Annotated in this window: 14 protein-coding genes; 8 read left to right on the plus strand and 6 right to left on the minus strand. The window is 62.3% G+C overall.

The features are described from left to right. Positions 1-74: 74 nt before the first annotated feature. The 3 genes from NTD85_RS10935 to NTD85_RS10945 form a co-directional block, all read right to left on the minus strand. Positions 75-1,334 (minus strand): AGE family epimerase/isomerase, encoded by a 1,260-nt coding sequence (locus tag NTD85_RS10935; RefSeq protein ID WP_262142139.1) that lies wholly within the window; start codon positions 1,332-1,334, stop codon positions 75-77. A 218-nt stretch (positions 1,335-1,552) separates the two neighbouring features. Then, the gene (locus tag NTD85_RS10940) at positions 1,553-3,022 is read right to left on the minus strand and encodes an ATP-binding protein (RefSeq protein ID WP_262142140.1); all 1,470 of its coding nucleotides are present in this window, start codon (positions 3,020-3,022) and stop codon (positions 1,553-1,555) included. Further along, the gene (locus NTD85_RS10945) at positions 3,012-3,743 is read right to left on the minus strand and encodes a response regulator (RefSeq protein ID WP_003227460.1); all 732 of its coding nucleotides are present in this window, start codon (positions 3,741-3,743) and stop codon (positions 3,012-3,014) included. The genes NTD85_RS10940 and NTD85_RS10945 overlap by 11 nt, the downstream gene beginning before the upstream one ends. Positions 3,744-3,974: 231 nt before the next feature. Here NTD85_RS10945 and NTD85_RS10950 point away from each other — a divergent pair, with 231 nt between their 5' ends. Then, on the plus strand, positions 3,975-4,967 hold the full coding sequence (locus tag NTD85_RS10950; protein WP_003229651.1) for an AraC family transcriptional regulator: 993 nt from the start codon (positions 3,975-3,977) through the stop codon (positions 4,965-4,967). 166 nt (positions 4,968-5,133) lie between these two features. Here the strand turns inward: NTD85_RS10950 and NTD85_RS10955 are convergent, their stop codons facing one another. Next, positions 5,134-5,565: a hypothetical protein gene (locus NTD85_RS10955; protein ID WP_003229653.1), complete on the minus strand. Its 432-nt coding sequence runs from the start codon at positions 5,563-5,565 to the stop codon at positions 5,134-5,136. A gap of 619 nt (positions 5,566-6,184) precedes the next feature. Here NTD85_RS10955 and NTD85_RS10960 point away from each other — a divergent pair. From NTD85_RS10960 to NTD85_RS10975, 4 genes are all read left to right on the plus strand, one after another. Further along, complete coding sequence (locus NTD85_RS10960; RefSeq protein ID WP_103484635.1) at positions 6,185-7,210, plus strand: histone deacetylase family protein; 1,026 nt, start codon at positions 6,185-6,187, stop codon at positions 7,208-7,210. Further along, on the plus strand, positions 7,207-8,307 hold the full coding sequence (locus NTD85_RS10965) for a polyamine ABC transporter substrate-binding protein (RefSeq protein ID WP_262142141.1): 1,101 nt from the start codon (positions 7,207-7,209) through the stop codon (positions 8,305-8,307). Before NTD85_RS10960 ends, NTD85_RS10965 begins: the two co-directional genes overlap by 4 nt. Positions 8,308-8,456: 149 nt before the next feature. Then, positions 8,457-12,998 carry a dermonecrotic toxin domain-containing protein gene (locus tag NTD85_RS10970; protein WP_262142142.1) on the plus strand — a complete coding sequence of 1,514 codons (4,542 nt, stop codon included), beginning with the start codon at positions 8,457-8,459 and terminating at the stop codon, positions 12,996-12,998. Positions 12,999-13,138: 140 nt separating this feature from the next. After that, positions 13,139-17,728 carry a dermonecrotic toxin domain-containing protein gene (locus tag NTD85_RS10975; RefSeq protein WP_262142143.1) on the plus strand — a complete coding sequence of 1,530 codons (4,590 nt, stop codon included), beginning with the start codon at positions 13,139-13,141 and terminating at the stop codon, positions 17,726-17,728. 15 nt (positions 17,729-17,743) lie between these two features. On the opposite strand, the gene NTD85_RS10980 is transcribed toward NTD85_RS10975, so the two are convergent. After that, positions 17,744-19,297, minus strand: coding sequence for a PLP-dependent aminotransferase family protein (locus tag NTD85_RS10980; protein ID WP_262142144.1), 1,554 nt, complete (start codon positions 19,295-19,297; stop codon positions 17,744-17,746). Positions 19,298-19,389: 92 nt separating this feature from the next. Here NTD85_RS10980 and NTD85_RS10985 point away from each other — a divergent pair, with 92 nt between their 5' ends. From NTD85_RS10985 to NTD85_RS10995, 3 genes are read left to right on the plus strand one after another with little or no spacing between them, the layout of a single operon-like run. Next, positions 19,390-20,013: an FMN-binding negative transcriptional regulator gene (locus NTD85_RS10985; RefSeq protein ID WP_103521545.1), complete on the plus strand. Its 624-nt coding sequence runs from the start codon at positions 19,390-19,392 to the stop codon at positions 20,011-20,013. A 10-nt stretch (positions 20,014-20,023) separates the two neighbouring features. Continuing rightward, positions 20,024-20,470: a GNAT family N-acetyltransferase gene (locus NTD85_RS10990; protein WP_003229664.1), complete on the plus strand. Its 447-nt coding sequence runs from the start codon at positions 20,024-20,026 to the stop codon at positions 20,468-20,470. A 12-nt stretch (positions 20,471-20,482) separates the two neighbouring features. After that, positions 20,483-21,154 (plus strand): GNAT family N-acetyltransferase, encoded by a 672-nt coding sequence (locus NTD85_RS10995; RefSeq protein ID WP_262142145.1) that lies wholly within the window; start codon positions 20,483-20,485, stop codon positions 21,152-21,154. A gap of 113 nt (positions 21,155-21,267) precedes the next feature. Here NTD85_RS10995 and NTD85_RS11000 read toward each other — a convergent pair whose 3' ends face one another. Then, on the minus strand, positions 21,268-22,167 hold the full coding sequence (locus tag NTD85_RS11000) for a homocysteine S-methyltransferase family protein (protein ID WP_262142146.1): 900 nt from the start codon (positions 22,165-22,167) through the stop codon (positions 21,268-21,270). Positions 22,168-22,236: the final 69 nt, after the last annotated feature.

Raw genomic sequence — 22,236 nt, forward strand, 5'->3', positions numbered from 1 at the left:
TGCGCTGCACAGGAGTTTAAACAGGGCGTTTCCCCCCGCAGGTAACGAAGGGACGCGCAAATGTCACCACATGGTTACACAGGAACGGACCGAGATAATTGCGCCAGAGCCGTTGCCATACTCGGTGACAAGGGTAGACGAGGAATCAGCACTGCTTGCCAGGCGTGATACAGATCCGGCTTGCCGGCCCAGATATCGGCACTCGGGCGGTTCTGCGGATCGAGTTCGTGATGCCAGCTGCCGTCGCAGCGATCGATGAAATACATCTCGCAGAATTCCCAGAACTGGCGGTACCAGATTTCGTATTGCTGATCGCCAGTGCGTTTGAGCAAGGCACTGGCGGCGGCGCTGGCCTCGGCATGGGTCCAGTGCAAACGGTGACGCACAACGGCTTGGTTGTCCCAGTCGAGGGTGTAGACGATCCCCGGGGCGCCATCGACGTCCCAGCCGTTTCGGCAGTTCTGTTCGAAGAGTTTTTGCGCATCGGTCGCCAGCCAGCCCGGCGTGAGCATCCCGGCCTGGACCCGCGCCGCTTCGAGGTGCAGCAACAGCCGCGCCCACTCGAAACCGTGGCCCGGCGTGGTGCCGTAAGGGCGGAAGCCATCGGCGGGATTGTCGTGGTTGTACTCGCGCAGCGGTTGCCAGTCGCGATCGAAGTGTTCGATGACCATGTAGCCATTGGCGGCGGCGTGACCGTGAATCACTCGCTCGACGATGCGTTGCGCACGCACCAGCCAGCGCGGGTCTTCGGTGACATCGGCCAGCGCGAGGAATGCTTCGGTGGCGTGCATGTTGCTGTTGGCGCCGCGATAGGCTTCTTCTTCGCGCCAGTCGCGATTGAAGAATTCGCGCATCGCGCCCTCTTCTTCGCTCCAGAAATAGGTGTCGATGATATCGATCGCATCATCCAGCAGCGCCTGGGCGCCGGGACGTTGCGCAACCACCGCAGAACTGGCCGCGAGCGCAACGAAAGCATGCAGATAGGCGTTCTTGCCGGTGTTGCCGTCGCGATGTTCGGCGACCGCAAACCAGCCGCCGTGCAGCGCATCCCGCAGCGGCCCGCGCAGGGCCGCGATGCCGTGATCGACCAGTTCGGCAAACCCCGGCAGCCCCTGAATATGGGCCATGGCGAAACTGTGGGTCATGCGCGCGGTGTTCATGGTTTCGGCCTGCGCGCTCGCCGGCAAACGGCCGCGCTCGTCGAGGTTGCCGAAACCTTCGGGCAGTCTGGAAGCCTTGGCGAATGCCAGCAGACGCAGGCCTTCGTCGGCGAGCCATTGCTGGTGAGCAGGGGCGTTCAGCCAACTGCTGAAGCCTGGGTGGAAAAGATCCATGGGTGGCCTTTTTTGTTGTTATGACTGCGGGGAGTCTAAACAACGGGCCGCGGTGGGCTTGTAACGAAGGGGGCGGGTTTTGTCACCAGCCTGTGACATAGATCAGAAGTGAAACCTGTGGCGAGGGAGCTTGCTCCCGCTGTGGCGCGAAGCGGCACCCAAAAGACGGCCTGCTGCGCAGTCCAGCGGGAGCAAGCTCCCTCGCCACAGGGGTGGTATCAGTCAACACTGCGCGGCAACTGCAACGTCACCCGCAACCCACCCTCACGCAGATTCTGCAACGTCACTTCACCGCCATGGCTGTGAGCGATGTTGCGCGCAATGCCCAGGCCCAGCCCATAACCCTGCTGCTGCCCGGCCAAGCGAAAGTGCGGCTCGAACACCTGCTCCAACCGCTGCTCCGGGACACCCGGGCCTTCATCGTCGACGTGCAGGACAAACGCGCGCTCATCGTCATCGATGTGCAGATGCGCGTTCTGCCCGTACTTCAACGCATTGTCGATCAGGTTGCCGATGCAGCGCTTCAACGCCAGAGGCTTGCCCGGATACGCCGCCAGCGCCTTGCCTTGCTGGGTCACACGGCCATTGCCGTTGGGCGCCAGATACGGCTCCACCAGACAATCGAGCACATGATTGAGATCCACCGGCTCGATGTTCTCGTGGATGTCGGTGTCTTTCACGCATTGCAGTGCGCCTTTGACCAGCAGCTCCAACTCATCCAGATCGCGACCGAACTTGGCTTGCAGCTTCTCGTCTTCGAGCAGTTCGACGCGCAGGCGCAGACGGGTGATCGGCGTGCGCAGGTCATGGGAAATCGCGCTGAACAACTGGCTGCGTTCGGTCAGGTAACGGCTGATGCGCTCGCGCATGGTGTTGAATGCACGGCCCACTTCCACCACTTCACTGCCGCCACCCTCGGCCACCGGCTCGACATCGGCGCCCAGCGACAGATCCCGCGCGGCCCGCGCCAGTCGCTTGAGCGGCCGGCTCTGCCAGTGCACCAACAGGCCGATGAACAGCAGCAAAAAGCCGCTGGTAAGGACGATGAACCACACCTGCTGCGCCGGCAGGCCTTGCTCTTCGAGGCTGGTGTAGGGCTCGGGCAACAACGACGCGATGTACAGCCATTCGCCCGGCGCCATCTGAATCTGCGTCACCAGCACCGGCGGATTCACCGGTTCCAGGGTCAACGCGTAATGCGCCCAGGAGCGCGGCAGCTCATCGAGTTTCAGCCCGGCATTGAAGATCCGCAGATCCTCGGGGCTGACGAAGGTCACCGAGATATCAGTGTCATGGCCCAGCGACTGACGCAGCACTTCGTCCACTGCCTCGATCACCGCAGCCTTGCGCGGGGTGATCGGCAGCACGTCCATACCCAGCGGTTTGTCGTTGAGCGTCACCACAAAACGGGTGCCGCCCATGCTGCGCAACTGGTCTAGCACCAGCGGCCGGTACGCCACCGGCAACGAGCGAAAATAACTGACGCTGGCGGTCATCGAATGGGCGAGGCTGCGGGCGCTGGTGACCAGGCCTTCGAGCTGGGTCGCGCGCAGTTGCGAGACCCAGATCACGCTCGACAACGTCTGCGCGAACAGCACCGCCAACAGGGTCAACAGCAGCATCCGCCCGAGCAGCGAACGCGGCACCGGGACTTTGCTGGCGAGCTGGCGCAGCGACTCAGTGACCATTGCCGGCAACCACATTGGCTGCCAGTTGGTAGCCGCTGCCGCGCACGGTGCGGATCAGTCGCGGCGGTTTTTCCGTGTCGCGCAGACGTTGGCGCAAGCGGCTGACGGCCATGTCGACAATCCGGTCGAGCGGCATCAGGTCGCGGCCACGGGTGGCGTTGCCGATGGTGTCGCGGTCGAGGATTTCCTGCGGATGATCGAGAAACAACTTCAGCAGCGCGAAGTCGGCGCCCGAGAGAATCACTTCTTCGCCGTCGGTGTGGAACAGTCGATGGCTGACCATGTCCAGCCGCCACTCGTCGAACGCCAGCACGTCGCTGCCGCTGCGCTCCTGACCGAACTGCGCACGTCGCAACAACGCCTTGATTCGGGCTTGCAGCTCGCGGGGACTGAAGGGTTTGCCGAGGTAGTCATCAGCGCCGAGCTCCAGCCCGATCACGCGGTCGGCTTCGTCGGAACTGGCGGTCAGCATGATGATCGGCACCTGCGCCTGACGCGGATGCTGGCGCACCCAGCGGCACAGGCTGAAACCGTCTTCGTCGGGCAGCATCACATCGAGGATCACCAGATCGCTGGGCGCCTCGTTGAGTGCCTGGCGAAAACTGGCGCCATCGGCTGTGGCCCGCACCTGGAACCCGGCGCGGGTCAGGTAGGTTTCCAGCAACTCGCGTATTTCCTGGTCGTCATCGACCAACAATATCGACTTGTTGACTGAGCTCACTTCGAAGGCATCCTTGTTGTTGGAATTGGGGCGGATTATGCCTTAAGCATCGAACTTGCAAACACCATAGAACCACTGTGGGAGCGGGGGGGGGGGGGGGGGGGGGGGCCCCCCCCCCCCCCCCCCCCCCCCCCCCCCCCCCCCCCCCCCCACAGCAGCCCTCGTACAGTTTGATCCGCGTACGGCATATAACTTGCTGCCGTTTCCAGCATCCCCAGGCTGGAAGATCTTATGCTGCACTCCCACCTCACCACGCTCAACGCCGTCTCGCTGGTGCTCAACACCTTCAAGGCTGAAGGCTTGTCGAGCGACGCGCTGTTGGCCGGCAGCGGCATCAGCACGGCAGATCTGGCCCGTGCCGACACGCGCATCACCACCAATCAGGAGATGCAGGTCTGCGCCAACGCCGTCGCGCTCAAGCATGACATTGGCCTGGAACTGGGGCGGCGGATGCACGTGTCCTGCTACGGCATCCTCGGTTACGCGCTGCTCACCAGTGCCACCTTAGGTGACGCTTTACGTCTGGCGATTCGCTATCCGGCGCTGCTGGGAACACTTTTCGAACTGAGCCTGGAAGACGATGGCGAGCAGGTCTGGTTCGTCGCCGCCGATTACCGCGAGAGTCCGTCGATGGCGGTGTTCAACGCGGAATTCTGCCTGGTGTCATTGAAGGTCATCTGCGACGACTTGCTCGGGCATCCGCTGCCGTTGCGGGCGACACGTTTTGAACATGCCGCGCCGGATTATCGCGACAGCTATGCCGAGCACTTCAACAGCCCACTGCATTTCGCCGCCAAGGACAACGCCTTCGCCTTCGACCGGCGCTGGCTCGATCAACCGTTGCCACTGGCCGACAGCATCACCCACCAGGCCATGGCCGAACGCTGCCGCAAACAGAACATCGAGTTCACCGGACGGCAGGCGTGGCTCGGGCGGATTCGCCAGTTGCTCAGCGCCCAGCTCAATGCCGCACCGGGGCTTGAGGGACTGGCCCAGCAGATGAAATGTTCGCCGCGCACCTTGCGCCGCCATTTGAAGGACATGGGCAGCAGCTATCAGGAACTGCTCGACGAACTGCGCTTCGAGCGGGCCAAGCAGATGCTGTGTGAGGATCAGTTGCCGATCTACCGGATTGCCGAAACGCTGGGTTTCAGCGAGACCGCGAGCTTCCGCCATGCGTTCGTGCGCTGGAGCGGTGTTGCGCCGAGTCAGTACAGACCCTGAAGATCAAAAGATCGCTGGCTTGGGCAGCTCCCAGACTGGAGTCGGCTGACGTGAGCCGACTGATCGAATTCGACCTGTGTGGCGAACTGATCTGATAAAAACTTGAAAATGCGATTCGGAGCATCAATAAACCTTCCTGCAAAACTCACGCAGGAAGGTTTAACAATCAAGCTAAGGTTACTTCAAATTTACCTTGCTCCAGTTTGGAGTCACCAGGCCGGCCGCTTTCCACATCGTCCACCAGCCCAGTGATTTTCTTGCTGTTCTCTTGCCAATCCACATGAATCCAGCCTTTTTCCGCCAACCACTCTTGCTTGGCATTCTGAAACAGGAAATAAACGGGCTTACCTCCCCCGGTAAATTCCACTTTTTTATTCAAATACTGCTTCTCAATAATTATTGAAATAAGGTGGTTAACTTCAGGATTCCCCCCACTCAGATCGAATCTCAGAACAATGTCTTTTTCGCGTATTTCGGCATGACTGACCGGAAGGGAATGCTTTTTACCGTTAATTTTAATGTCGAATTGACCTTCGGTTGCCTTTTTGATGCCCCGAAAGAACTCCGGCGAATATTTTTCAAACTTTGAAGTACTCATACAAATCTCCTTTTGCAAATCATCAAGTCAATGTTCATAGGAATAGCCCACCTCTACCCTCAAACAGCCAGAGGTAAGCATTTGGCAACCTAGACCCAACTTATCAGGCTGTCAAAAAACAAATATATAAATAAAAATATGCGACAAACGGTATTGAATTCGAGAGAAACCTGTAATTTCTGACAGTAGACCGCGCATGTTTTCAACTTTAAAATTGGCATGCGTCATGCCTTAAGCCAACTAAATACAATAATAAAAAATCATTATAGACCGACTTAAAAACTTCTCACTCACTGTTAAAAACCAAACTTCAAGATCATTTCCAACTTATCAACCATGATTAGCTGCGCATAATTTTCTGAGTTTTTAATGTGGCTCGCGAATGCGCAGTGTCAGTCGCCATCATTGCATCTGACATACCGTATTCGCGAGCAAGCCCGCTCCCACAAGGACGCATTGCATGGCTGAATCGGAGCTTGACTGCATTGAGAGGAGGGGCGAATTGCGGTCAGAGTTTTTGGCCATATCGATCCCCTTTTGGCCTTTCCTGCCGTTCTCCGATTCGCCGCGCGCCGCAACACTGGGGGCAACCGAATCAGCCCCCTGCGGAGAACAACAAATGCTGACGATCTACTCGGACGATCACCACCTGCACCACGGCCGCTGCGAACTCATCGATGGCCAGCTCAAGCCGTGCTTCGAGATGCCGTCGCGCGCCGACCACGTGCTGCAACGGGTCAAGAATCAGAATCTCGGCCCGGTGGAAGCGCCGAAGGATTTTGGCCTGGAGCCGATCGCGCGGATTCACAGCCGCGACTACCTCGATTTCTTCAAAGGCGCATGGGCGCGCTGGACCGAATTCAACACTGACGGCGACCTGCTGCCCTACACCTGGCCAGCGCGCACCCTGCGGCAGATCAAACCGACCAGCCTGCACGGCCAGCTCGGTTACTACAGCTTCGACGGCGGCGCGCCAATCACCGCCGGCACCTGGCAAGCAGCCTACAGCGCAGCACAAGTCGCCCTCACCGCCCAGGCCGAAATCCAGCGCGGCGCGCACAGCGCCTTCGCCCTGTGCCGGCCACCGGGACACCACGCCGCCGGCGATTTGATGGGCGGTTATTGCTACCTCAACAACGCCGCCATCGCCGCCCAGGCATTTCTCGATGCCGGCCACAGGAAAGTCGCGATCCTCGACGTCGACTATCACCACGGCAACGGCACTCAGTCGATTTTCTACGAGCGCAGCGACGTGCTGTTCACCTCGATCCACGGCCACCCGGAAGCCGAGTTTCCGTTCTTCCTCGGCTACGAAGATGAACGCGGTGAAGGTGCCGGTGAAGGCTTCAACTTCAACTATCCGCTGCCGGCCGGTTCCGGCTGGGACACCTGGAGCGCGGCGCTGGAACAGGCCTGCAACGAGATCGACAGCTACGGCGCCGACATCATTGTCGTGTCGCTGGGCGTCGACACGTTCAAGGACGATCCGATCTCGCAGTTCAAACTCGACAGCCCGGATTACCTGGCCATGGGCAAGCGCATCGCCGCCCTCGGCAAACCGACGCTGTTCGTCATGGAAGGTGGCTACGCGGTGGAAGAAATCGGCATCAACGCAGTGAACGTGCTGGAAGGTTTTGCACAATGAGCCGACTCAAGCACTGCATTGCGCCAGCCCTGTGCGCGGCGCTGCTCAGCGTCGGCGCCCACGCCGAAGAACGCACCCTGCGCGTCTACAACTGGTTCGACTACATCACGCCCAAGGCGCTGGAAGACTTCAAGGCACAGAACACCCAGACCAGACTGGTCTACGACATCTTCGACACCAACGAAGCGCTGGAAGCCAAGCTGCTGACCGGCAACTCCGGCTATGACGTAGTGGTGCCGTCCAACGTGTTCCTCGCCAAGCAGATCGAGGCCGGCGTATTTCAGCCGCTGGATCGCAGCAAGCTGCCGAACTGGAATCACCTCGATCCGAAACTGATGAAGCTGATCGAGGCCAACGACCCGGGCAACCAGTTCGCCGTGCCGTACATGTACGGCACGATCCTGATCGGCTTCAACCCGGCCAAGGTCAAGGCCGCGCTGGGCGATAACGCGCCGGTGGACAGCTGGGACCTGATCTTCAACGAAGACAACATCAGCAAGCTCAAGCAGTGCGGCGTCGCCCTGCTCGACTCGCCGTCGGAGATCCTGCCGCTGGCCCTGCAACACCTGGGTCTGGACCCCAACAGCAAAAACCCGGCGGACTATGCGAAAGCTGAAGCGCTGCTGATGAAGATCCGGCCGTACATCACCTACTTCCACTCCTCCAAATACATGGCCGATATCGCCAACGGTGACATCTGCGTCGCGGTCGGTTACTCCGGCAGTTTCTCGCAGGCGGCCAACCGCGCCAAAGAAGCGAAGAACGGTGTCGTGGTCGACATGCGCCTGCCCAAGGAAGGCGCACCGATCTGGTTCGACATGCTCGCCATTCCCAAGGGCGCGAAGAACCCGGAGGACGCCTACACCTTCATCAACTACCTGCTGCAACCGGCGGTGATTGCGCCAGTCAGCGACTTTGTCGGTTACCCGAACCCGAACAAGGACGCCACGCAACTGGTCGATCAGGCGATCCGTAACAACCCCAATCTGTACCCGACCGATGCGGCAATGGGCACGCTCTACACCCTGCAACCGCTGCCGCGGGATGCCGAGCGCGCACGCACCCGGGCCTGGACCAAGATCAAGTCCGGCACCTGAGCCGCCGCTGAACCCAAGACCCGCGCCGTTGCGGGTCTTTTTTTGCCGGCGATATCTATGTACCACCCGACGTCCTGACCAGCGCCCTACCTTCGCCCTTGTCCGGCACTGCACACCGCAGGCCGCCAACGTCAGACAAGGATTTGGTCATGCCCGAAAGCACCGCCCCCAGCGCTGTCGATGTACTTACACAATTGGTCAGCGGCCCCTCGCTCACCGAAGTCGCCTCAGGGGCCCTGCGCCCCGCTCTCGCCGGGATGGATCCGCCGGTGACTATCGACCCGGCGCTGGCGCTGATTGCCACCCCGACCTGGCTGGTCGATGACGACGGGATCGAGGTCGGGCCTTACCAGATCGAATCGCTGACCGATGCGCTGGTCCGCCTGAGCCTGTCGGGCACAGCGGTCACCTTCATCGGCGGCGAACACTTTCTGACCCAGGAATCGGGTATCCAGTTGCCCGTGAAGATCGAGGCCATCGGCGCCCTGCTCAACGAACTCGCCCCGCTGTTGTTCAAGGCCTATGAGGAGCAACAGATCGAGTACTGGAACGATATCGTCAGCCCCTCCGTGCCGCGCTGGCATCAGCTCTCGCAGTCGTTGCAGCAGCTGTGGAACGTCAGCGACGACAACGGCTGGGACGCCGATCAGCGTGCCATGGCGCGTGCCGTGTTCAATCAACCGGACAAACGCCTGCGCGCTCCCACTGACCCCTATCAGACCCGCGCCTGCCTGATTGATCTGGACCTGGATGAAGCATCCACCCGCCGCCACCTCAACATTCTCGACACGGTCGTGCTGGTCGGAACCGTCGGCCCGCGCACCCTGATCATCAGCCATTCGCTACCCCGAGGTTTCCAGCGTTTCGACAGCTTCGCCGAGCTGCAACAATCACTGCACTGGCCCGTGGCAGGCGGCGTTGGCGACATCCATGTGAAGTGGCGGCTGTTCGAACCCCAGGGCAATTTTTTCGCTCACCAGGCCTGCGCGCTGATTGCGCTGGAAGCCCAGGCGATTGGTGACATCGACTTCTTCCAGCGTACCGGGCGCGGGATATCGCGCTCCCGTCGCGATGACGACAGCGTCGCCCCCCATCCTTCACCCGCCATCGTCCGCGTCGAGCAATCGTTGCCGGCATGGCTGGCCAGCGCTGCGCCCGCCGATCAGGCTCGCTACAGCCGGCATCTGCTGGATCTGGTCGCCGTGCAGCAACAGAACGCCGGGAAGACCTTCCAGACCGAGGTGCCGGGCATTCAGGCATTCACCCTGGAAAAGTTGAACGACGCCATCCATCTGGCACCGGACAAGAGGTTCGCATTGCAGGATGTGGAACTCACCGACACCAGCGTGGTGGTCTGGGGCACGTTCGTGGCACCGGAGCATGAACAGACCCTGACCCTGTCCCTGGTTGAACTGGCGTTGCAGAATCTGTCGGGCTTGCCGCTGGGTAACTTCAGCGTGCGCTACCGCGATGGCGTCACCGCAGTTCCGTCCTGGATGACCCCGGTGTATCTGACAACCCTGGTGAGCAAGGTGAACATCGGCAAGGCCTACCCCCAGTTTCTGCAAAACCGGCTGATCACCGACGCGACCCAGGCTGCCCGCCTGCGCCAGCTCTATAGCCGTCAGTTGCCGATCGAACTGCCGCTGCTGGCGTTGCAACACAAGATCCGCGGCGAAGCCGGTGTGGATGAGCTGGGTTATCGCTATGTGGCCGCCGCACTGGCCGCTGAGCCGGCGGATCGCCAGGTCGACGGCCAGGACATCGTGATTCGCCCGCTCGCCTTCGTCATGGGCGGCAACAGCGACGAAGTGCTCAACATGTTCGTGATCGGTCCGCGCGCGACGGACTCCGGCCCGTGCCTGCTGTATCGCCCGCTGCTCGAAGCACCGCTGTTGCAGTACCCGTCAACCGCCAACCTGCTGTACGCCATCAAGCATTCGCGAACGTTGCGCCAGTCGGTGCTGGCCTGGTTGCCGGACCGCGTGCGCTTCAACTATTCACAGTATGTGTTCCCCGGGGCGTTGCCCTCGGTATGGACGATCCCGCAGCTGTTGATCGACCCGACGGCGGCGCCCGACCCGGATGCCAATGTGACCCTGGGCACCCGCGTGCTTGAAGGCGACCTGCTGGCGACCCTGTTTCAGCGCAACGCCGAAGCACTGGTGACCCAGGCCGATCGCAGCAGCACCTCGAATGCCGAGGCGCGTTGGGCCAGCCTCAAGCAGGGCGGCTGGGCGCTGTTCAATGCGGCGCTGCCATTTCTGGGACGCGGCGTCGGCACTGCTGCATGGGTGTGGCAAATCCTCGATGACCTGCAAAGCCTCGCCGACACCGAGGACCAACAGCAGACGCTGGACTGGACAGCGCTGACCGACCTGCTGCTGTCGCTGGGCATGGTCCTGGCCCATCGCGCCGCCACCCGCAAACCGGTACCGCACAAGGCTGTGGAAAGCCCCCATGAACAGACTCGCCCGATCAGCAGCCCCACCACCCGCCCGCTGATCCGCGTCTCCCGCCTGCCGGACATCGGCGGTGCGCAACTGCCGGACGACCATCAACTGTCATTGCACATTCTCGGGGCCTTGCACCCTGCACCCGCGGACCTCGGCACCTTCCTCGACAGCCTGAAAGTCAGCCGGCCCGAAACCCTGTCCGCTCCCGCCAGCGATGGCGCGCATCGCCATCTGCGCAGTGCCGGACAAAAATGGTACGCCGAGGTCGGCAGCCGCTGGTTCGAGGTCGCACTCAACGACAACGATGACGTGCAGATCATCGACAGCCGTCAGCAACCGCCCCGCAGCGGCCCCCTGCTGATCGGCAATGCCCGCGGTGAATGGTTCATCGACCTGCGCCTGCGCCTGCGCGCCGGCGGCCTGAAGAGCCGGCGCAAGCAGCTGCAGGAGGCGAACGCGGAAAATTTACGCCAGAAAAAACAGGCCATCCGCGACTTCGAAGCAAGCCTGGAAGACCAGCGCAGCCAACTTGTCACGGTGCGCCGCGCCATGCTCGAGTCCACGCCGCAGACTGCCGAAGCCGCGCGCCAGCAGTTTCTCGATACCCTCGAGAGCCAGATGCAGGCCTACAGCGTGCACATCGACGGCCTCAAAGAGCTGAACATTCTTGAAGCGGTGCCCAACTACCGTACCGCGATGGTCGACCGCATCTCCCTGCAACTGTTTCTGATGCAGTCATGGATCGAAGAAACCTACCCGGCCTTTCGCCAGAGCATGGAAGTCACCCTTGGATTGCTCGATGAAACCGCTGACAACGCGGCCAGCGATCGCAGCGATCCCTTCGAGAAAATGGCCGAACTGACCAAAGGCATCATCGATAAAATCGAGTTCGCCCACGAGCGCTTCGCCGAACTGAGCCTGCTGGGCAAAGAGGGGGTGGATACCATCCGGCAGTACAAGCCTCGGCTGCCGCAATTTTCCCTCGACGACCTGAAGCTGCTGCAGATCACGCTGGGGCAAGAGCTGTGCCTGACGGCCGAGCCGGGTGAGTTTCGCGCACAAGCCCGTGTCGATCTGGAAAGCCTGATCGAAGATGCCTCGCTGAATATTCAGAGCGCGCTGGACCTGAGCGCTGAAGAGAGCCTGGAACAGCTCGGCGAACGCATCGACGCGATGAACAATCTGGTGGAACAGTTCGACGTCATCGAACAGCGCTTCACCGATCTCGTCACCGAGTATCCGCAGGAGCTGATGACCGAACGGCTGGAGGACATCAAAAAACGCGTGGGCGGATTCCAGCAGGACGCCGTGCAGCAGCTGTCCAACCTGCTGCGCGAACAACGCCTGGTGGAGCCGGTGGCCGGCCCCTCGAAATCGCCGACACCCCCGGCGCGCAAAATCATCAAGACCCGTTACAAGGGCACGCTGGTCGGCCAGCCCCGGCGCAGTGCCGACGGCAAGGACAGCGATCTGGTCGACGTGCGCGCACCGCTGACCGGCCGCGTGATCGCCACGTTCCACGAGAAGACCCCAGGCAACTGGGTCGAACGGGTACCGGCCAGGCCAGGTACGTCGCCTCGCCCAAGCCCCGATCTGGCGAAAAGCCTGCAGGACGGACAAGCCCTGATCGACGGCTTGCCGGTATTTCGCCGGCGTACCCAGGCGCACATTGATCGGGCGCAACGCAATCCGACGGAGATCGAGGAAACCTACTATCTGCACGCCACGCGATTGCACGAGGCCATGGAAAAAGTCGATCAGGCCCTGGTCGCCGGCAACCACACCGAGAGCCGCACGGTCTCCGCTTCGGCGCTGCGCCAGCAACTCGATATCGAGGCCAAGGCACTGTATGCCACGGGGCGCAGCGCCCGAATCAGCCTGACCAAACAACAACCGCCCACGGCCGCGCGCGTCGAGTGGCTGCTCGGCAAGGGCGAAGTGAGCATCGGCAAAACCACCGAGCGCCGGCGCCTCAAAGGGCCGCGCAAGGATTACCTGCTGGAATACTCGATTCTCGACCGACCGAGCGGCCGAGTCCTGTGGTACGCGCACTTTCACTACGCTGCGCCGACGGACCCGCTGACCGCCTTCACCGCCGCGCACCTGAAAACCGTTGAGCAACGGCTCCTGGGCGGCGCTTACGTCGAACGCGACAACCGCAGCAACCAGGAGCTGATCGCGATTCACCGCAGCAGCATCAGCCATACGCAAGCCGCTGCGGTGTTCTTCGCCTGACCGGCATCCAGGCCCGCGCACACCGCGCGGGTCTGGATGCACCCTATACATATCTACCACCCGGGCCGGTGGAGGCCTCGCTACTGTCGGTTGCATGCGGCAGGTGCCGCGCCATCCACCCTCCTACCGGTGCAGATTCCATGAGTGACACAACCCGAACCAACGTTGTCCCCCAACTGCAGAACAAAAGTCGCCTGATCGAGCAGACCAGCGGCGGTCCGATCCTCCACGACGCCGCCGCACACCTGTTGCGCATCAGCCTGAAGCAGCATATTCCGCAACTGCCGATCGACCCGGACAAAGCCATGCTGATCACCCCGCTCTGGCAGGCGCAGGGAGAACGTCTGGTGAGCCACAGCAGCCACTTCGAATCGCTGACCCATGCGCTGGCGCGGCAGGCGTTCACCCAGGACAGCGCCAACTACATCGAAGGCGAGCACTTCCTCACCCTGTCCCCGAACGACGCCGAGCCGGTGCACCTGCCGGTCGGCATGGACGCGATCACCACAATCCTCAACGAAACGGCCCCGGCACTGTTCCTCGGTTTTGCCAAAAGTCAGTTGCACTACTGGAATGAAACCGTTGACCGCCAGCCGCGCTGGCAACAGCTGTCCGACAACCTGAGAAATGCCCTGAACGTACACACCGCCAACGGCTGGACGGTCGATGAGTGCAGCCTCGCCCGGCACGTCGCACAACAGCCGGAGAAGACGCTGCGCGCGACGGCCGGTGACGGTTTGACCAACATACGCGCGCGTCTGGTTGACCTCGATCTGGTCTTCGACCTCGCGGAGAGCAGCCGCACCCGGCACCTGATGCTCGCCGGTGCGCTGGTGCTGACCGCAACAGCCGGCGATCGAGAGCTGATCGCGCTGTACACCATCGAAGATGGCTACGAATCGTTCAGTTCACTGGCGCAACTGGCCGCCACGTTACCTGAACGCCTCGACATGGATTTGAGCGGCCGGGATCTGAAGTGGCGCTTGTATGAACCCGACGGCAATATTTTCGATGCCATGGTCCAGGCGCTGGTGGGTTGTCAGCTCGATGCGATCGAATCACTGGATCCCGCCAGCCGTTCGCCGCTGGCCCGGTTCGGCGCACGCCAGCCCTATGGCGAGGTCATCGAGTCGCAGGACAACGCACGCTTCGAACAGCTGGACCAGGCCATCCCCGAATGGCTCAAGAACGCATCGCTTGAAGATATCCAGCGCTACAGCAGTGACCTGAGCGCCTTGGGCAACTTGCGGGGCGGCCCCGACAGCGACGCGTTCGATGTCCGGGAAGTCCCGCTGATCCTCGACTATGCCGAGCAGAAGATGCGCGCCGCCATCCTCGCCGAGCAGCCTCCTGAACAGGCTTCACTGCTGCGCCTGGATGACCTGCGGATCACCCTCACTGACAGCTTCGAGGCCGGCGGATTCGTTCTGCCCGATCCGCACAGCATCCGCGAGTTGAGCCTCGGCGAATTTGCCCTGCGCAACACGCCTGCCTACCTCACGACTCTCGACTACGCCGACGGCACGTCCGCACCAGCCTGGCTGACCGTCAAACTGCTGCAACGCATCGCCGGTGAGGTGAACATCGGTGAACACTACCCGCAGTTGATCAAGCGCACCCTGATTGATGACCCGGTTCAAGCCCGGCGCCACAAGACCCGCTACTGCCGCCAGTTGCCATGGCTGCTGTCGATCCTGGCGCTGGAGTGCAAACTCAAGCATCAGGGCGATGTCGACGAGCAGGGTTATCGTCTGGTTCGCCAGTTGCTCGATTCGATCACCGCGCAGACGCCCGTCGCGCAGTGGCCGGTGCAGATCCGTCCGCTGGCGTTCGTCCCGCGCTTTCGTCTGAGCCAAACGTCCGACACCGTGGCGAACATGTACATCATCGGCCCACGGGACGGCAGCAGCGGTCCGTGTCTGCTGTATCGACCGCTGCTCGAGCAACCGCTGCGCCAGTTTCCCTCCGCGCAGAACCTGCTGTACGCGTTTTACCAGCCCGGCGAACTGCAGGACTCGATACTCGCCTGGCTGCCGACCCGGGCACTGAGCTTCGAGTACGCTCAGTACGTGTTTTCCAGCGGCCTGCCCTCGCCATGGACCGTGACCGAACTGGCCTTCGAGCCGTTCATTCACCTCGACCTGACCGCCGCCGTCGACCTCACCAACACTCCCCTGAGCGGCGATATCTTCGCCACGCTGTTTGCCAGCAACAGTCAGGCGATGGCCGACCTTGCCGATCGCCAATCGACCTCCAACGCCGAGCGCCGCTGGGCCCTGCTGGTGGACAGCGGTTGGGCGCTGTTCGGCGTTGCCGCCAACTTCCTCAGCGGCCCGGCGGGCGCGGCGGTCTGGGTCTGGCAAACCATCAGCCAGATCCAGCAGGCGCTGGATGCCCATGAACAAGGCGCAACCTCGGTTGAATGGTCGTCGATCGGCGACGTGCTGCTGACACTGAGCATTCTGCTGGTGCAGAAGGTGGCGATTCGACGTATCCAGCCCTCCGGCCCGCGCAGCGAAAATACTGCGGGATACCGCCTGCGCTCCGACCGATTGCCGGCGATCGCGATACCCCACGAGGCACCACCCCGCGTCGTTCACGACCCCGTGGAACTGACGTCCGTCGATCCCGCGCCACAGCCGTCGCTGCTGGTATCCACCCCGCTCACGCGCAACACGCAGCCCTCGTTCCTGCTGACGATCGAGCGCTTGAAAGTGCCGAGGCCGGCCCTTGCCGCCAACGCTCAGGCCAACGCCCGTCATCTCTACGAGTTTGCTGGAAAGCTGTATGCCCAGGTCGGCGAACGCTGGTTCCAGGTCCGCGCCGAGACGGACGAGCCGGTGCAGATCCTCGACCCGGAGCATCCGGCGCGCCCCGGCCTGTGCATCCGGCTCGACCCCAAGAGCCTGCGCTGGCACTGGGATTTGCGCCTGCGCCTGCGTGGCGGTGGCCCCACGCGGCGTATCGACGCCTTTGTCCGGGAACGGGAGGCGCGCAAGGACGAAGCCTGGGCGGCACTGCGTCGTTTCTTCGCACAGGAGGCCCCCCGCAAGGCCGGTCTGGACGAGGCCCTGTTGCCCCTGGACACTGGCGACCAGAACACGCCGTTGTCTGAAGAGGCGATCAGCACCTACATCGCCAAGGCCGACGATTTGTCCACAGGCTACCGTCAGGCCCTGGCAGAGCTGGAAAAGTGGCGCGAGGCGGGCGGCACCGGAGGTGTTTATCAAGCTGAATTAATGCGCATGACCGTCGAACAGCACCGCTTCCTCAGCGGCTGGATGCGCATGAAATTGCGCGAATACGCGCACATTGTCGCGCCGCAAATCAGCCCGCTGGAGCCGGCACAGACCCGTTCGCGGACAGTGCAGATGCAAGCCGCGAGCAAGGCCATCGCCGTCAGCGACGAAATGGTCGAGCGTCTCGAGCATCTGTACAGCTCGCTGAACACCTTGCAAAAGCACACCTCAGCCACGCGCAAGGTGGCCGCTGATCTCAAGCGGCTGATGCCTTCGTTCAGCCGCCGCGACCTGCACGCCAATGAGATCGGCATGTCCATCGAGCTGTCGATGCTGGAGGCGCCGGACAGCGTGCTGGAGCCGTTACGGGAGCTGATCGGACCGATTTTCGAGAGCGCGGCGGACGCCGGCCATCAACTGGTCGAGCGGCGTCACCAGCTCACGCCGAACGTCGAGAAATTGAGCAGCGTGGTCGACCGGCTCGCCGATGCAGAGCGCCGCCTGGAGGATGTATTTGCAAGCTCGTCCGCACAGCTGGAGCCGGTTCGCTTCCAGCGCATTCAGTATCTGGTCAGCGATTTTCACCAGATCGCGCGCGAGCACTTGCTCAAGCTCCTGCCGGAACCGCAGGAGTTGCCGGCGACCGTCACCGCCAGAGCCGAACCCACGCCCTCCACTTCCCGCGCCACCGGCAAGGTCAACAAGTCCCGGCCGCGGGTCATCGAAACCCCCAGGCCCGCGTCCAGCGCAACCTCCACGGCGCATGCGCAGCAAGAACTGCCGCTGATCAGGACCATTCACAAACAACCGGCTACGACCCCAAACCTCAGCGATGAGCAAATGGTCGGCAGTGCCATGCAGATGCTCCAGGAACTTGAGCCGCTGATCCGGCGCTGGCGCACCGATGCCCAGCGCCCGTCGCGCATTCCCGCCGACATGCAGGATCTCTTCGACCAGCAGGCCACCCGCCTCGATCAGCGGGCGGCAGATATCGACGCGATACTCGCCCGGCGGCGCGCCGAACTGCCGGTGGGCAGTCTCCCTACAGAACTGCGCGAGGCGGCGGCGCGCCTGCGTCGCGAAGGTATCAGCGTCTACGGCAGCATGCTCACCGGGCGCAGACCCCGGGAGAGTTATCTGCAATGGCTGCATCAACACGGTCTGGTACAGATCGTCAAAAACGACCACGGGCGGATCCGCACCAAAAAGCGCAAGGACTACTTTCAGGAGTATCAGATTCTCGACCAGCGTCGCCAGAACAAACCCTTGTGGGTCGCCCATTTCCACTACAACTCGCTGACCGATCCGAGCGACCGCTTCACCGCCGCACACCTGAAAATCGCCGATGGCTATCTGCAGGAACTGCCGGCTAAAACCCGGCTGGAGCTGGAGCGCTTCGATGCCGTGGATAACGCGCTGCGGCGGATCGTCAGCCCGACCATCAGGGACCTGTTTATCCACCCCCGCCAGCAGGAGCCGGCCGCTGGCTGAAAAGCGTCGACGCGATCAGGCGCACCAGACCCTGCGCAGCCGTGCCAGAGCAGCCTGAATGTCGGCCTCCGGCACGGCGGCGAAACCCAGCACCAGACCCGCGCGCCGATCCATCGGGGTGCGCGAGTCAGGCAACCAGTAGCTGCTCAGGCCGTTGACCTCGACACCGACGCTCTCGGCCTGGGCAATCAGCTCACGCTCACGGGCAATGCTGTCCACGGCGACCGTCAGGTGCAAACCGGCGGCCACCGCAGGCAGCCCGCCAACGCCTTCGATGGACTCCGGCCAGTGCGCCAGCAGACAGTTGCGCCGACTCAGGGCGGCGCGCCGCATCCGGCGGATATGCCGTAGAAAATGTCCGGCGGCCATGAATTCGGCCATCACCGCCTGGGTGCTGACTTCCGAATGCCGCACGTCCACCGCGCGGCGTCGGGCGAAGGCCTGCACCAGCCCCTGCGGCAACACCAGATAGCCCAGACGCAGCGCCGGAAAGGCGACTTTGCCGAAGGTGCCGACGTAGAGCACCCGGCCCTGACGATCCAGTGCCGCCAACGGAGCCAGCGGTGCGCCGCTGTAACGGTACTCGCCGTCGTAATCGTCCTCGATGATCCAGCCCTGGCTGCGCTCGGCCCAGGCCAGCAGTTCAAGCCGCCGGGCGAGGCTCATGACCACACCGGTCGGGTACTGGTGGGAGGGTGTGACATAGGCCAGCCGGCAGTCGGCAATTTGCGCCAGTGCTGTGCAATCAATGCCGTCCTGATCCACAGGCACCCCGTGCAACCGGCCCCCGGCTACCGCAAAGGCATGGCCGGCTGCGCGGTAGCCGGGATTCTCGATGCCCACCGCATCGCCCGGCTCCACCAGCAGCTGTGCACAAAGGCTGATGCCCTGCTGCGCGCCACTGGTGATCACTATTTGCTCAGCGGTGCATTGCATGCCGCGCGAACTGCGCAAATACGCGGCGATCAATCCGCGCAGACGCTGATCCCCGGCCGGATCACCGTAACACAGTTGCTGCAGATCGGGTTTACGCCAGAAAGCCGCGTTGAGCTTGGCCCAGACCTCGAACGGGAACAGATCGAAGGCCGGCACACCGACCCGAAAAGCCTTCGGCGGGCCACTTGGCGGTAACGATAAATGGTTGTTTTCCAGGCGCTGCGCAGCACCGCTGTGGATAACTTTACTGGATGGAATCACAGGTAAATCCAGCCAATTTGTGGATAAGGTTGTGGGTAAGCCTGTTGAAAACCCTGTGGATACTTTTGTGGATAGTTTTTTCGTGGGCAATGCGCTTTGCGGCAATTGGGCGACATACGTGCCGTCCCCGACCCGGCCTTCGATGAAGCCTTCGGCGTACAACTGATCGTAGGCGCGCACCACGCTGTTGCGGGAAATCGCCAACGCCGTCGCCAGATCACGGCTGGCCGGCAGCCGCGTGCCACTGGCCAGACGCCCGTCCAGCACGCGCAGACGCAGCGCCTGATAGAGCTGGCGGCTCAAACCCTGACGGCGGTCGAGCTCGATACCGGCCGGATTGAACGGCATGGACAGCGTGGGCGATTCGGGCATGACAATGGACCTATGAAATTGGTCATCAATGGCTCTTACAACAGACCAATAGCCTGCCTAGGATGCAGGCATTCGCCAAGGAAAATCTCTCCATGTACACGCCCCGCGCCTTTGCCATCGACGAACTGTCGCAACTGCACGAACTGATCCTCGCCAGCCGTCTCGCGATTCTGGTGAGCCACGGTGAAAACGGCCTGCAAGCCAGCCACGTGCCGGTACTGCTGCACCGCGAACAAGGCCCGAACGGCACGCTGTACGGGCACCTGGCCAAAGCCAATCCGCAGTGGAAAGACCTGCGCGACGGCGCTGAAGCGATGCTGATATTTGCCGGCCCCGACGCCTACGTCAGCCCGGGGTTTTACCCGAGCAAGGCCGAGCACGGCAAAGTCGTGCCGACCTGGAACTACGTCGCGGTGCACGCCTACGGTCACGCCGAAACCTTCAGCGACGGCGGGCGCCTGCTCGACATCGTCAGCACGCTGACTGATCGCCATGAAGCCGGCCGCGCGCAACCGTGGAAGGTCGACGATGCGCCGGCCGACTATATCGACGGCATGCTCAAGGCCATCGTCGGTTTCGCCATTCCCATCGATCGCCTCGAAGGCAAACGCAAGCTCAGCCAGAACCGCAGCGCCGAAGACATTGCCGGCGTGCGTGAAGGCCTGGCTGCCAGCCCCGACATCAATGACCAGACCCTCGCCCACTTGATGCGTTAAGGAAATCAGCATGAGTCAGATCGACATCCGCCCGGTGACTGCCGGCGACCACGCCGCCTGGCTGCCTCTGTGGCAAGCCTACCTGCGCTTCTACAACAGCGAATTGCCGGACGCCGTCAGCCACAGCACCTGGCAGCGTTTCCTCGACCCGAGCGAGCCGACCCACGCCGCCCTCGCCTGGGCCGACGGCAAAGCGGTGGGCATGGTGCATTTCATCTACCACCGTTCGAACTGGAGCATCGAAAACTCCTGCTACCTGCAGGACCTGCTGGTGGCGCCAGAGACTCGTGGCACCGGCGTCGGTCGCTTGCTGATCGAACACGTTTACGCCACCGCCAAGGCCGACGGTTGCTGCAAGGTGCATTGGCTGACTCACGAAACCAATGCCACCGCGATCCAGCTCTACGAGCGCATCGCCGAACGCCCCGGATTCATCCAGTTTCGCAAAGCCATTTAAGGAGCCGCGTACATGACCACTGCACTTGCCGACTGGAAAGGCGTCCCCGCCCCCACCGCCACCTTGCTCGAAGGCCGGTTCATCCGCCTGGAACGCCTCGACCCGGCGCGCCACGGCGACGAGTTGTTCAATGCCCTCGAAGGCCCCGGCGCCGACCCGAAGCTCTGGGATTATTTGCCCTATGGGCCGTTCCCGCAGCGCAGCGTTTTCAATGACTGGCTGAACAATCATGCGGCCAGCAGCGATCCGTATTTCTTCAGCGTCATCGACCGCGTCACAGGTCAGGTGCAGGGCATCCTCAGCCTGATGTCGATTGTCCCGGCGCAGGGTCGCATCGAGATCGGCCATGTGACCTTCGGCGCGCCGATGCAACGCTCGCCGAAGAGCACCGAAGCGGTTTACCTGTTGGCCAAATACGCCTTCGAACAGGGCTACCGGCGCCTGGAATGGAAGTGCAACAACGGCAACGCCCGCTCCAAATACGCCGCCGAACGCCTGGGCTTCAGCTTCGAAGGCGTGTTCCGCCAGCACATGGTGGTCAAGGGACAGAACCGCGATACCGCGTGGTATTCGATTGTGGATGCGGAGTGGCCGGCGATTGCGGCAGGGTTCGAGCAGTGGTTGAGCGATGCCAACCAGACGCCGACCGGGCAGCTCAAAGGTTTGGTCGAGTGCCGTAGTTAAATCGTCAAAGCAAAAGATCGTCCGATCGCGGCCCGAACCTTCGGCAGCTCCTGCAGGGTGAACATCAATCCCATGTAGGAGCTGCCGCAGGCTGCGATCTTTTGATCTGTTGTTTACCCCAGTTTCTGCGCCAGCACCGCGATGTGTTCCGGGCCAATCCCGCAGCAGCCGCCCAAATGGCTGGCACCGCGCTGCTGCCAATCCTGCGCCCAGTGCAGATACCCCGGCGGATCCAGATCGTCGCGCAACGGGTCGAGGCCGTCGTTGGCGGTCGCCTCTTTGGGTTGCGGTGGGAACGCATTGGCATACGCGCCGATGTGAATCTGCACGCCCAGGCGTTCGAAGGTATCGCACGCCGCGTCAATCGCCGCCCCGATCACCTCCGGCTGGCTGCAGTTGAACAGCAGCGTCTCCACGCCCAATTCCGCGGCCACCGCCGCTGCTTCGGCCACCGGTTCACCGGAACGCAGGCGCGGCACCTCATCGGTGTCTTCATCCTTCAAAGTAAACGACAGCCAGAACGGCTTGCCGTCCTGCGGCAGACCGGCGCGGATGGAGCGCGCCTCGATGATCGAGCTCTGGGTCTCCGCCAGCCACAGGTCGACATGCGGCGCCAGGCCGGTCACCAGTGGCGCCAGCAACTCGTTCACCCGCGCTGTTTCGAACAGGTCCGGGCGATAGGAGCCGAACAGCGGCGGCAATGAACCGGCCACTCGCACCGCTTTGCCCGACGCCTGCACCGCACGCTGCGCCAGCTCTCCAGCCAACGCCGCCAGCGCCTGACCTTCAGCAGCAAACCGCGCCTCGCCGATGTGAAACGGCACGACCGCATAGCTGTTGCTGGTGATCACATTGGCGCCGCTGGCGATGTAGGCGGCGTGCACCGCTTCGACCGCTTGCGGCGCTTCGATCAGGGCCAGCGCCGACCACTCGGGCTGCCGAAACGGCGCCCCGGCGCGTTGCAACTCACGGCCCATGCCGCCATCGAGAATTACCGTGCTTGCTGTGCCCATATGCTTTTCACTCATATGCTTATGAAAATTACTCACTACCAGAGTATTTCTTATAACTATTTAATACGC

The organism is Pseudomonas sp. 13B_3.2_Bac1 (assembly GCF_025466205.1).
Lineage (GTDB): Bacteria > Pseudomonadota > Gammaproteobacteria > Pseudomonadales > Pseudomonadaceae > Aquipseudomonas > Aquipseudomonas fluorescens_H.